The sequence below is a fragment of the Mycobacterium paraffinicum genome (assembly GCF_001907675.1).
GTDB classification, from domain to species: domain Bacteria; phylum Actinomycetota; class Actinomycetes; order Mycobacteriales; family Mycobacteriaceae; genus Mycobacterium; species Mycobacterium paraffinicum_A.
The window spans coordinates 56,158-66,956 of sequence record NZ_MPNT01000032.1; the positions used below are offsets into that span (position 1 = coordinate 56,158).

The 10,799-nt window shown below is 68.9% G+C and carries 15 protein-coding genes; 9 read left to right on the forward strand and 6 right to left on the reverse strand.

Annotated elements, in window-relative coordinates; all coding sequences use genetic code 11:
* Window positions 1–85 precede the first annotated feature (85 nt).
* Window positions 86–895, reverse strand: coding sequence for an enoyl-CoA hydratase (locus BRW65_RS25055; protein ID WP_073879244.1), 810 nt, complete (start codon window positions 893–895; stop codon window positions 86–88).
* A 97-nt stretch (window positions 896–992) separates the two neighbouring features.
* On the opposite strand from BRW65_RS25055, the gene BRW65_RS25060 reads away from it, so the two are divergent.
* Together BRW65_RS25060 and BRW65_RS25065 are read left to right on the forward strand one after the other, a co-directional pair.
* Window positions 993–2,078, forward strand: a complete 1,086-nt coding sequence (locus tag BRW65_RS25060; RefSeq protein WP_073879246.1) for a CaiB/BaiF CoA transferase family protein — start codon at window positions 993–995, stop codon at window positions 2,076–2,078.
* Between the two features lie 45 nt (window positions 2,079–2,123).
* Entirely contained in the window at window positions 2,124–2,876 is a 753-nt protein-coding gene (locus tag BRW65_RS25065) for a 3-hydroxyacyl-CoA dehydrogenase (protein ID WP_073879248.1), read from the forward strand.
* 128 nt (window positions 2,877–3,004) lie between these two features.
* On the opposite strand, the gene BRW65_RS32715 is transcribed toward BRW65_RS25065, so the two are convergent.
* A complete protein-coding gene (locus tag BRW65_RS32715) occupies window positions 3,005–3,127 on the reverse strand; it encodes a hypothetical protein (RefSeq protein ID WP_003878506.1) in 123 nt (40 codons plus the stop codon).
* Window positions 3,128–3,436: 309 nt separating this feature from the next.
* On the opposite strand from BRW65_RS32715, the gene BRW65_RS25070 reads away from it, so the two are divergent.
* Both BRW65_RS25070 and BRW65_RS25075 read left to right on the forward strand, forming a co-directional pair.
* Window positions 3,437–5,758, forward strand: a complete 2,322-nt coding sequence (locus BRW65_RS25070; protein ID WP_073879250.1) for an MMPL family transporter — start codon at window positions 3,437–3,439, stop codon at window positions 5,756–5,758.
* A 62-nt stretch (window positions 5,759–5,820) separates the two neighbouring features.
* Entirely contained in the window at window positions 5,821–6,450 is a 630-nt protein-coding gene (locus BRW65_RS25075) for a class I SAM-dependent methyltransferase (protein WP_073879252.1), read from the forward strand.
* An 11-nt stretch (window positions 6,451–6,461) separates the two neighbouring features.
* Here the strand turns inward: BRW65_RS25075 and BRW65_RS25080 are convergent, their stop codons facing one another.
* Window positions 6,462–7,175 carry an NAD-dependent deacylase gene (locus tag BRW65_RS25080; protein ID WP_073879254.1) on the reverse strand — a complete coding sequence of 238 codons (714 nt, stop codon included), beginning with the start codon at window positions 7,173–7,175 and terminating at the stop codon, window positions 6,462–6,464.
* Window positions 7,176–7,212: 37 nt separating this feature from the next.
* Here BRW65_RS25080 and BRW65_RS25085 point away from each other — a divergent pair, with 37 nt between their 5' ends.
* Complete coding sequence (locus BRW65_RS25085; protein ID WP_067277218.1) at window positions 7,213–7,578, forward strand: GntR family transcriptional regulator; 366 nt, start codon at window positions 7,213–7,215, stop codon at window positions 7,576–7,578.
* Between the two features lie 18 nt (window positions 7,579–7,596).
* On the opposite strand, the gene BRW65_RS25090 is transcribed toward BRW65_RS25085, so the two are convergent.
* Entirely contained in the window at window positions 7,597–8,118 is a 522-nt protein-coding gene (locus tag BRW65_RS25090) for a DUF1697 domain-containing protein (RefSeq protein WP_073879256.1), read from the reverse strand.
* Window positions 8,119–8,150: 32 nt separating this feature from the next.
* Between BRW65_RS25090 and BRW65_RS25095 the strand changes: the two genes are divergently transcribed.
* Together BRW65_RS25095 and BRW65_RS25100 are read left to right on the forward strand one after the other, a co-directional pair.
* Entirely contained in the window at window positions 8,151–8,594 is a 444-nt protein-coding gene (locus tag BRW65_RS25095; protein ID WP_068087886.1) for a PPOX class F420-dependent oxidoreductase, read from the forward strand.
* A gap of 36 nt (window positions 8,595–8,630) precedes the next feature.
* Entirely contained in the window at window positions 8,631–8,819 is a 189-nt protein-coding gene (locus BRW65_RS25100; RefSeq protein WP_073879258.1) for a DUF5302 domain-containing protein, read from the forward strand.
* A 34-nt stretch (window positions 8,820–8,853) separates the two neighbouring features.
* Here BRW65_RS25100 and BRW65_RS25105 read toward each other — a convergent pair whose 3' ends face one another.
* The gene (locus BRW65_RS25105) at window positions 8,854–9,387 is read right to left on the reverse strand and encodes a nuclear transport factor 2 family protein (protein ID WP_073879260.1); all 534 of its coding nucleotides are present in this window, start codon (window positions 9,385–9,387) and stop codon (window positions 8,854–8,856) included.
* Between the two features lie 87 nt (window positions 9,388–9,474).
* On the opposite strand from BRW65_RS25105, the gene BRW65_RS25110 reads away from it, so the two are divergent.
* Window positions 9,475–10,047, forward strand: a complete 573-nt coding sequence (locus tag BRW65_RS25110) for an HhH-GPD-type base excision DNA repair protein (RefSeq protein ID WP_073879276.1) — start codon at window positions 9,475–9,477, stop codon at window positions 10,045–10,047.
* Between the two features lie 28 nt (window positions 10,048–10,075).
* Window positions 10,076–10,222 (forward strand): DUF1059 domain-containing protein, encoded by a 147-nt coding sequence (locus BRW65_RS25115; protein ID WP_067277197.1) that lies wholly within the window; start codon window positions 10,076–10,078, stop codon window positions 10,220–10,222.
* A 72-nt stretch (window positions 10,223–10,294) separates the two neighbouring features.
* Here the strand turns inward: BRW65_RS25115 and BRW65_RS25120 are convergent.
* A partial coding sequence (locus BRW65_RS25120; protein WP_432206453.1) for an Rv1157c family protein occupies window positions 10,295–10,799 on the reverse strand: 505 nt, incomplete at its 5' end.

The following is a 10,799-nucleotide window of genomic DNA, read 5'->3' on the forward strand; positions in this document are numbered from 1 at the left end:
GGCATCTCCGTTCGTCGTCTGCCAACTATTCGGACCCGACGCGGGGGAGGATTACCGGCTTGGGCCAGCCGTAAGCGCCACGGGGTCAGCGATCGGTGAAGTCCGGCGTGCGGCGCTGCTGGAAAGCGGTTGCGCCCTCAACGAAGTCGTGTGAGCGCAGCAGCACGGTCTGCCCGTCGTATTCGCGCTGCAGCGCCGGATCCAGCTGGGGGAGCGTGGCCGCGTTGATGGCGAGCTTCGTCTTGCCGAACGCCACCGCGGGGCCCGCCAACAACCGTGCGATCACCTTGTCCACCTCGACTTCGAACTCGTCGGCCGGGTAGACCGCGCTGACCAGCCCCCAGGACAGCGCCTCGGTGGCCGGCAGGCGTTCGGGCAGCAACGCCATCTGCATCGCCCGGATGCGGCCGACGGCGGCGGCGATCAGCGCCGACGCCCCGCCGTCCGGCATCAGGCCGATCTTGGTGAAGGCGAGCATGAAAAACGCGCTCTCCGAGGCCAATACGACGTCGCAGGCGAGCGCCAGGGAAACGCCGACGCCCGCCGCCGGTCCCTGAACCGCGGCCACGACGGGGTGCGGCACGGCCGCGATCGCCCGGATCAGCCGGTTGATCTCCAGGACGATCTCGTCCGGCGGGACCGCGCTGTCGGACACGTCGTCGGCGCTGATGCCGGCCCCGGAGCAGAACCCGCGGCCCGCACCGCCGAGGCGCACGACCCGCACCTGCGGGTCGGTGGCCGCGCGCTCCATCGCGTCGGCGATGCCGGTAATCACCGGCACGGTCAGGGAATTGAGGCTGTCCGGCCGGTCGATGGTCACCGACAGCACGCCGTCGGACAGCGTGACGGAAAGCCCTGCGACGGGCGCCAGGGTGTCGATCGCGGATTGCGGCATGGGCTCACCCTAAGTGACCGGGCTGCGCGCCGGTCGAACGCGGCTGCGAAGATGCCAACTACAACGGGCGTCAGAGCAGACGAAAGGTCGGTGCATCGTGGCTGGACCGCTGAAGGGGCTTCGGGTCGTCGAGTTGGCCGGGATCGGGCCGGGCCCGCATGCGGCGATGATCCTGGGGGATCTGGGCGCCGACGTGGTGCGCATCGATCGGCCGTCGACTGGTCCCGGCGGTGTTGCCAAGGACGCCATGCTGCGCAACCGGCGGGTGGTGACCGTCGACCTCAAGTCCGACGAGGGACGCGCCGTCGTGCTCCAGCTCGTCGCCAAGGCCGACGTGTTGATCGAGGGCTTCCGGCCCGGGGTCACCGAGCGGCTCGGGCTCGGCCCCGAGCAGTGCGCCGAAGTCAACGAGCGGCTGATCTACGCCCGGATGACCGGCTGGGGACAATCCGGCCCCCGCAGCCAGCAGGCGGGCCACGACATCAACTACATCTCGCTCAACGGAATCCTGCACGCCATCGGCCGGGCCGACGAGCGCCCGGTGCCACCGCTGAACCTGGTCGGCGACTTCGGCGGCGGCTCGATGTTCCTGTTGGTCGGGATCCTGTCCGCGCTGTGGGAGCGGCAGAACTCCGGCAAGGGTCAGGTGATCGACGCCGCCATGGTCGACGGGTCCAGCGTGCTGATCCAGATGATGTGGGCCATGCGGGGGTTGGGCATGTGGTCGGACGTGCGCGGCACCAACATGCTCGACGGCGGCGCGCCCTACTACGACACCTACGAGTGCGCCGACGGACGCTACGTCGCCGTCGGCGCCATCGAGCCGCAGTTCTACGCGGCCATGCTGGCGGGGCTCGGCCTGGACGCGGCGAACCTGCCGGCGCAGAACGACGTCAGCCGCTGGCCGGAGCTGCGCGCGGCGCTGACGGCGGCGTTCGCCGGTCACGACCGCGACCACTGGGCCAAGGTGTTCGCCGATTCCGACGCCTGCGTGACCCCGATCCTGGCGTTCGGCGAGGTGCACACCGAGCCGCACATCACCGAGCGGAACACGTTCTACGAGGTGGACGGCGGCCTGGAGCCGTTGCCCGCACCGCGGTTCTCGCGGACCACTCCGGATGTGCCCCGCCCGCCGGCCGCGCCGCTGCCCGACGTTCAAGCGGTGCTCGCCGACTGGGTATAGTCGCCAACCAACCGGTTGGCTGGATTCGTGAAGGAAGGGACTCGCATGAAGATCAAAGACGCCGTCGCCGTCGTCACCGGGGGCGCCTCGGGCCTGGGCCTGGCCACCACCAAGCGGCTGCTGGACGCCGGCGCGCTGGTGGTGGTGATCGACCTACGCGGCGAAGAGGCGGTCCAGGAGCTCGGCGAACGCGCCCGTTTCGTGCAGGCCGACGTCACCGACGAGGCCGCCGTCGGCAAGGCGCTGGACACCGCCGAGTCGATGGGTCCGCTGCGCATCAACGTCAACTGCGCGGGCATCGGCAACGCCATCAAAACGCTGTCCAAGGACGGCCCGTTCCCGCTGGACGCCTTCAAGAAGGTGGTCGGGGTCAACCTGATCGGCACGTTCAACGTGCTGCGGCTGGCCGCCGAGCGCATCGCCAAGACGGAGCCGCTCGGTGAGGAGCGGGGCGTCATCATCAACACCGCCTCGGTGGCGGCGTTCGAGGGCCAGATCGGCCAGGCCGCCTACTCGGCGTCCAAGGGCGGCGTGGTCGGCATGACGCTGCCGATCGCCCGCGACCTGTCGCGCGAGCTGATCCGCGTCGTGACCATCGCGCCGGGGTTGTTCAAGACCCCGTTGCTGGGCTCGCTGCCCGAGGAGGCGCAGGCCTCGCTCGGCAAGCAGGTTCCGCACCCGGCCCGGCTGGGTGACCCCGACGAGTACGGAGCGCTCGCGGTGCACATCATCGAGAACCCGATGCTCAACGGCGAGGTCATCCGCCTGGACGGCGCCATCCGCATGGCGCCTCGCTGAGACCCTGAACACGAAAGCCCCCCGCGACGAGCGGGGGGCTTTCGTAGGAGAAAGAACTTATCGACGGAACCATCGACTGACAGCGGGTTCGGCCATCAACAGCCGTGCGAGCATGCTCATGGCGCTGCTCAGCTCGCCGCTTGCAGTTCGTCGAACTGCTCCGAGGTTTCGCCTTCCACCAGCACGTCGCCGTGGTAGAGGGCTTCGAAGTCAACCTTGATGACGTCGGCACTTGTGTCGTCGATCCACATGACACTGAGCGTATGGGCCACCATTAAGGAATCTTTGAGTCACGATTCGGAAAATGGTGGCAATTTACCGGTCAGTAGGTTGTAGGAGGTCCAGCGCGGCATTCAGGCCCGTGACCTGCTTAAGCGCCACCCAATTTTCTGGCCGGACTCTTAGCGTCGCCCGGGTTTAAAGCGCCGCGTTGAACGCCTTCCCGGTGCCGCCCGTGCTTAAGAACGAAACTGTTTGACGCGTGAACACTAGTGTTTGTTACGTTGACGCGGGAACGCCAGCGGCCGGCGCGATCAGCACGGGCGGCGGAAGGGCTCGAAATGCTGCAGGGGATCGCCCGGATGGCCATCGCGGCGCCGCGCCGCATCATCGCAATCGGTGTCCTGGTCTTCATCGCCGCCGCGGTCTTCGGTATCCCCGTCGCCAAGAGCCTGTCGCCCGGCGGGTTTCAGGATCCGGACTCGGAGTCCGCCCACGCGATTCAGGTGCTGACCGACAAATTCGGGCAGAGCGGTCAGCAGATGCTGATCCTGGTGACCGCGCCCGGGGGCACCAACAGCGAACAGGCCCGCAGCGTGGGCACCGACCTCGTCAACCAGCTGCAGAAGTCCCCGCTCGTCTACAACGTGTCATCACCGTGGACCGTCCCCACGCAGGCGGCAGCCGACCTGGTCAGCCGCGACGGCAAGACCGGCCTGCTCGTCGTCAACCTCAAGGGCGGCGAGAACTACGCGCAGAGCAACGCCCAAACCGTCGCGGATCAATACATCCACGACCGCGACGGCGTCACCGTCCGCGCCGGCGGCGCGGCGATGCAGTACGCCCAGATCAACACGCAGAACCAGGCCGACCTGCTGGTGATGGAGATGATCGCGCTGCCGCTGAGCTTCCTGATCCTGATCTGGGTGTTCGGCGGGTTGCTGGCCGCGGCGTTGCCGATGGCGTTGGGCGCGCTGGCCGTCGTCGGGTCGATGACGGTGTTGCGGCTGATCACCTTCAGTACCCAGGTGTCGATCTTCGCGCTGAACCTGAGCACCGCGTTGGGCCTGGCGCTGGCGATCGACTACACCCTGCTGATCGTCAGCCGCTACCGCGACGAGTTGGCCGAGGGCAGCGACAGGGAGCAGGCGCTGATCCGGACCATGGCCACCTCCGGGCGCACGGTGTTGTTCTCCGCCGTCACCGTGGCCTTATCGATGTCGGCGACCGTGGCGTTCCCGATGTACTTCCTCAAGTCGTTCGCCTACGCCGGCGTAGCCACCGTGGCCTTCGTCGCGACCGCCTCGATCGTCATCACCCCGGCCGCCATCGTGCTGCTGGGCCCGCGGCTGGACGCGCTGGACGTGCGCCGGCTGATCCGCCGGATCTTCCGGCGGCCCGAACCGGTGCACAAGCCCGTCGAGCAGCTGTTCTGGTACCGCTCGACCAAGCTGGTGATGCGCCGCTGGGCCCCGATCGGTCTGACCGTCGTCGCTCTGCTGCTCCTGCTCGGGTCTCCCTTCATCGGCGTGAAATGGGGTTTCCCGGACGACCGGGTGCTGCCGCGTTCGGCGTCGTCGCATCAGGTCGGCGACCAACTGCGCAACGACTTCGCGCACGACTCCGCGACGTCCGTGCCCGTCGTCGTCCCCGACGCGCGCGGCCTGGACCCCGCGGACCTCGACCGCTACGCCGCCGACCTGTCGCGGGTGCCCGACGTGTCGGCGGTCTCGGCCCCCGGCGGGACGTTCGTCGGCGGCAAGCGGACCGGGCCCCCGGCCGGGGCCACCGGGCTGGCCGACGGCAGCGCCTTCCTGACCGTCAGCAGCACGGCGCCGCTGTTCTCCCCGGCGAACGACACTCAACTGAAGCGGCTGCACGAGGTGCCGTGGCCGGCGGGCCGGTCCGTCGCGATGGGCGGAGTCGCCCAGGTCAACCGCGACAGCGTCGACGCGGTCACGGACCTGCTTCCACTGGTCCTCGGGCTGATGGCCGCGGTCACCTTCGTGCTGCTGTTCCTGCTCACCGGCAGCGTGCTGTTGCCGGCCAAGGCGCTGGCCTGCAACTTCCTGTCACTGACCGCGGCGTTCGGCGCGCTGGTGTGGATCTTCCAGGACGGGCACCTGGGCGCGCTCGGGACGACGCCCAGCGGGACGCTGGTGGCCAACATGCCCGTGCTGCTGTTCTGCATCGCCTTCGGGCTGTCGATGGACTACGAGGTGTTCCTGCTCTCACGCATCCGCGAGTACTGGCTCGCGTCCGGGGCGGCGCGACCGGCGCGGCCGACCGCGAAGGAGGCGCACGCCGCCAACGACGAGAGCGTCGCGCTCGGCGTCGCCCGCACCGGCCGGGTGATCACGGCGGCCGCGCTGGTCATGTCGATGTCGTTCGCCGCGCTGATCGCCGCCCACGTGTCGTTCATGCGGATGTTCGGCCTAGGCCTGGTACTCGCCGTCTTCGCCGACGCCACGCTGGTGCGGATGGTTGTCGTGCCGGCCTTCATGCACGTGATGGGCCGGTGGAATTGGTGGGCGCCCAAGCCCCTGGCGTGGCTGCACGACCGGTTCGGCATCAACGAGGGCGGGGTGGTGGAGACCGGCTACGCCGAGCCCGTCCCGGTCGGCGATAAACCGGTGGGGGAGCCGGTGCCGAATATCGGTTGAGGCGCCGGCCCATCCGTCGGCAAGACCTTATTCTTTGGCACAGAGTCGGAAGGTTGACGTCTATGACAACGGCGGTGGACAACCCGTTCTTCGCGCGCATCTGGCCCGTCGTCGCCAGCCACGAGACCGAGGCGATACGCGCCCTTCGCCGGGAGAATCTGGCCGGGTTGTCGGGGCGGGTGCTGGAGGTCGGCGCCGGCATCGGGACGAACTTTCCGCACTACCCGGAGTCGGTCCACGAGGTGGTTGCCGTGGAGCCCGAGCCGCGGCTGGCGGCCCAGGCCCGCGCGGCGGCGGAGGTGGTGCCGGCCCGCGTCGTGGTGATGGGCGAGACGGCCGAGGACTTCACCGGCGGCGAGCCGTTCGACGCCGTGGTGTGCTCGCTGGTGTTGTGCTCGGTGCGCGACCCCGGCGGGGTGCTGCGGCGGCTGTACTCGGTGCTGCGCCCGGGCGGGGAGCTGCGCTACCTCGAGCACGTGGCCAGCGCCGGCGCGCGTGGCCGCCTGCAACGGTTCGCCGACGCGACGCTGTGGCCCCGGTTGTTCGGCAACTGCCACACCCACCGCGACACCGAGCGCGAGATCATCGGCGCCGGATTCGAAGTCGACGTCTCCCGGCGCGAGTTCACGTTGCCGGCGTGGGCGCCGATGCCGGTGTCGGAACTCCTGCTGGGCCGCGCCCGCCGGCCGTGATCGCGGGCGGGCTATTTCAGCAGGGCGGGCAGCCGCTGCAGCAACCCGGGCAGGGCCTGGCTGGCCGTCTCGCGGATGCTGATCGTCGCGTGCCGCGACAGCGGGGTGACCTCGGGATTGACCTCGATGACGGCCGTGCCGCGGGACAGCGCCAGCTCGGCGAGCCCGGCGGCCGGGTAGACGATCGCCGACGTTCCGACCACCACCATCACATCGGCGGCCTCGGTCGCCTCGACGGCTGATTGCCACGGCCCGTCGGGCAACGGTTCACCGAACCACACGATGTCGGGCCGGATCAGGCCGCCGCAATGACAGACCGGGGGCTCGACCTCGAGCGTCGGCTCGGCCATCTTGGGCAGCGTGCCGGTGTACGGCATACCGCAACGGTCGCAACGGAATTCGAACAGGCTGCCGTGCAGGTGGTGGACCGGCGCGCTGCCGGCGCGCTCGTGCAGGTCGTCGACGTTCTGGGTGATCACGCTGACCTCGGCACCGTCCTGCCAGGCGGCGATGGCGCGGTGTCCGGTGTTGGGCGCGACGTCGGCGACCAGATAGTGACGCCACAGGTACCAGCCCCAGACCCGTTCGGGATTGTCGCGCCACCCTTGCGTGCTGGACAGCTCGTACGGGTCGAACCGCGCCCACAGGCCGTTCTTGTCGTCGCGGAAGGTCGGTACCCCGCTCTCCGCGGAGATCCCCGCGCCGCTCAGCACCGTTACTCGCATCCCACAAAGATAGCCGTGCGTGGGACATACTGAGGACGTGGAGCTGCGGGATTTGCTGAAGGTCGACGTCAAGGCGGGCAAGCCGCTGTTCGACCAGCTCAGGACCCAAGTCATCGACGGCGTCCGCGCCGGCGCGCTGCCGCCCGGCACACGGCTTCCGACCGTGCGCGATCTGGCCGGCCAGCTCGGGGTGGCGGCGAACACCGTGGCCCGCGCCTACCGGGAACTCGAGTCGGCCGCGATCGTCGAAACGCGGGGCCGCTTCGGCACATTCATCTCCCGCTTCGACCCGACCGACGCGGCGATGGCGGCCGCCGCCAAGGAGTACGTCGAGGTGGCCCGGGCGCTGGGGCTGACCAAGTCCGACGCGATGCGCTACCTGACCAACGTGCCGGACGACTGAGCCCGATCCGCTTGGGCCCTAACGCAATACCTTCGCCAGCGTGCGCAGGTTGCGCGTCGTCGTCGACGACTTGTAGCGGGGCTTGCCCATCGTCTTGCCGATCGTGCTGTCCAGGGTGGCGCCCTTGGGCACCTGCCAATAGATCACGCCGTCGCCCCGGGCGATCTTCTCGTCGGGGCCCGCTTTGTCGCCCAGCCTCGCGAGCTCGTCCAGCACGGCGGGGTCCGCGACGAAGGTCACGTAGGACTGATACCCCTCGACCTCGGGCTCGAACGGGTAAGCGTCGACGACGGCCCGCACCGCTTCGAGGTCATAGACCAGCACCCACGCGTCGTAGCCGAAACTGTCGCGCAGCGTGGCTTCGGCCTTCTTGCGCACCGAGGGCCCTCGGGCGGAGGACTCCAGCAGGACGTTGCCGCTGGCCAGGATGGTGCGAACATTGGCGAATCCGGCGTCCGTCAATGCGGCCGCGACCTCGGCCATCTTGAGGTTGACGCCGCCCACGTTGACTCCGCGCAGGAATGCCGCGTATCTGGTCATGCCCCGATTTCATCACGACGTAGGCTGCTGACATGGGACGCCAAGTCTTCGACGACAAGCTGCTGGCCGTGATCAGTGGAAACTCCCTCGGGGTGCTGGCGACCATCAAACGCGACGGGCGACCCCAGCTGTCCAACGTCAGCTACCACTTCGACCCGCGTGACTTGGCCGTGCGGGTGTCGATCACCGAGCCGCGGGCCAAGACCCGCAACCTGCGCCGCGACCCGCGGGCGTCGATCCTGGTCGACGCCGACGACGGGTGGTCCTATGCGGTGGCCGAGGGCACGGCCACGCTGACACCGCCGGCGGCCGACCCCGGCGACGACACCGTCGAGGCGCTGATTGCCTTGTACCGCAACATCGCCGGGGAACACCCGGATTGGGACGAGTACCGCCAGGCGATGGTCACCGATCGGCGGGTGCTGCTGACCCTGCCGATCTCGCACGTGTACGGCATGCCGCCCGGGGTGCGGTAGGCGCCGATTCCGGTCATCCGGCGCTAGGCTGCCGGTATGGCTGAATCGAAGTCCTCCGAGGCGCCGGAATCGGACGACGACACCAAGCGCAAGTTCCGCGAGGCCCTCGACCGCAAGATGGCCAAGTCGTCGGGCGGCTCCGACCACAAGGACAGCGGCGGCAGGCAGTCGCGGGCGCACGGACCGGTGGAGAGCCGCCGCGAGTTCCGCCGCAAGAGCGGGTGAGGATCGGCCGTCGGCCCTTGCCGCCCAAGGCCGTTCAGCTTCCGGGCGGCGTGAGCAGGCCGATCGAGGGATCGTCCCGGCCGGGTTTGCCGCGCAGGCTGCCGCGCGTGCTGGGGTGGGAGAAGTCCACCCGGGACGGATCGTTCTGGTACGACCAGTCCGCCACGATCGCGCGTTGGCTGAACTTCCAGCGCCCGTCGTGGCGGGTGTAGGTGTCCAGGTACCGGCCGCCGATGATGACGTCGATGTCGTGTTCGGGGCCGGCGAAGGTGTGGAACACCAGGCAGTAGACCTCGCCTCGGGCGGTGTCGCCGTCGACCACGAAGTTCGTTGTGGTGACGTTGTGTTGGGACACCCGCACGTACGGTTCGGCCGCCTGCAGCTGCGCGATGAACTGTTCGACGCCGCCCGACGAGAACGCGCCGTGCGAGTCGGTCGCCTCGGGGTGGTAGAGGTTGCGCAGCGCTTCATAGTCGGCGCGGTCGACGGCCCGGCAATAGGCGGTGACGAGGGCATGCAGTTCGTCGCGGGCCAGCATCAGCGCCAATCGGGCCTCATCCACCACCACGCCACGATAACGCGGTGGTGGGGTGAGTAGTCTGCCAACAACGGCCCATCGGTCTTAGGGTGGTCAGCGGAAAGGTTGGTCTTCGACGTGAAACTTTGGCTCGCTCAAGACCCCGAGGCCGACGCGCTGCTGGACGAGGATCCGTTGGCCCTGCTCATCGGCATGGTTCTCGATCAGCAGGTGCCCTTCGAGACCGCCTTCGCGGGACCGAAGAAGATCGCGGACCGGATGGGCAGCTTCAGCGCCGCCGAGATCGCCGACTACGACCCCGACAAGTTCGCCGCGCTGTGTTCGGAAAAGCCTGCGATACACCGCTTTCCGGGATCGATGGCCAAGCGCATCCAGACCCTGGCCCAAATCATCGTGGACCGTTACGACGGCGACGCGGCCGGGCTGTGGAAGGACGGCGATCCCGACGGCGAGGAGCTGCTGCGGCGGATCAAGGGACTGCCCGGTTTCGGCGAGGTGAAGGCGCAGATCTTTTTGGCGTTGCTGGGCAAGCAGTACGGCGTCACCCCGAAGGGCTGGCGCGAGGCGGCCGGGCAGTTCGGCAAGGCCGGCACCCACATTTCCGTCGCCGACATCGTCGATGCCCAGTCGATGGGCAAGGTCCGTTCCTACAAGAAGCAGATGAAGGCAGCTGCCAAGGCGGCGAAGTAGTTGGTGACCAGAAGGGAAGGGCGGCAACGTGAAGACACACCTGACGTGTCCGTGCGGGGAAGCCATCGTCGGCAAGGATGAGGACGAGCTGGTCGAGCTGACCCAGGCTCATCTCGCTAGCGATCATCCGGGTCTCGAGTACGACCGCGACGCCATCCTGTTCATGGCGTACTAGCCGATCGGCAGACGCGAGCGCGCGTGCCCCCGGTGGGGAACACGCGCGCCCGTGGCGAGGGACGGTGCGGGCCTACGGCACCACCGTGGAGCCGATGGTGGGCATGAACTGGCACTGCTTTTCCTTGGTGGTGACCTGCCCGAAAATGGTCGACATGATGCTGCCGGACCCCGTGTCGGCGATCGCGGTCAGCGTCGTCGGCCCGTCGGCGTTGATGTCGGTGCGCGGCTTGAGCGCAACCGTCCCCGACTTACCCGTGGTCAGGTTCACCCAGGTGACGTTCAACGGCAGCTTCTGCACCTCGGCGGGCCCGGGAGTGCCGACCGCGGTGAACACGTAGGCGGTCTGCCCGGGGCCCGGGCCGGGCGTCGGGATTTTCGCCGGACCCGCCACCGACAGCGCCGTGGCGATGGCGCTGGTGCCGTCCGCCAGGCAATTGGTCCCGATCGAGGGGTACATGAAGTCCTGCGTGGGCGGGGCGTCGGGGCCGAACCCGGGAGCCGCCGCGGGTGCGGCGGCTGGCGCGGGAGCCGGTGCGGCGTCCGGCGCCGGAGCGGGGGCCGGTGGGGCCGCGACC

Bases quoted from the DNA above. Each gene is read 5' to 3' on its own strand.
- BRW65_RS25070 (WP_073879250.1), top strand. From the start codon at position 3,437: ATGCTGCAGGGGATCGCCCGGATGGCCATCGCGGCGCCGCGCCGCATC.
- BRW65_RS25055 (WP_073879244.1), bottom strand. From the start codon at position 895: ATGCCGCAATCCGCGATCGACACCCTGGCGCCCGTCGCAGGGCTTTCC.
- BRW65_RS25100 (WP_073879258.1), top strand. From the start codon at position 8,631: ATGGCTGAATCGAAGTCCTCCGAGGCGCCGGAATCGGACGACGACACC.
- BRW65_RS32715 (WP_003878506.1), bottom strand. From the start codon at position 3,127: ATGTGGATCGACGACACAAGTGCCGACGTCATCAAGGTTGACTTCGAA.
- BRW65_RS25065 (WP_073879248.1), top strand. From the start codon at position 2,124: ATGAAGATCAAAGACGCCGTCGCCGTCGTCACCGGGGGCGCCTCGGGC.
- BRW65_RS25095 (WP_068087886.1), top strand. From the start codon at position 8,151: ATGGGACGCCAAGTCTTCGACGACAAGCTGCTGGCCGTGATCAGTGGA.
- BRW65_RS25075 (WP_073879252.1), top strand. From the start codon at position 5,821: ATGACAACGGCGGTGGACAACCCGTTCTTCGCGCGCATCTGGCCCGTC.
- BRW65_RS25090 (WP_073879256.1), bottom strand. From the start codon at position 8,118: ATGACCAGATACGCGGCATTCCTGCGCGGAGTCAACGTGGGCGGCGTC.
- BRW65_RS25080 (WP_073879254.1), bottom strand. From the start codon at position 7,175: ATGCGAGTAACGGTGCTGAGCGGCGCGGGGATCTCCGCGGAGAGCGGG.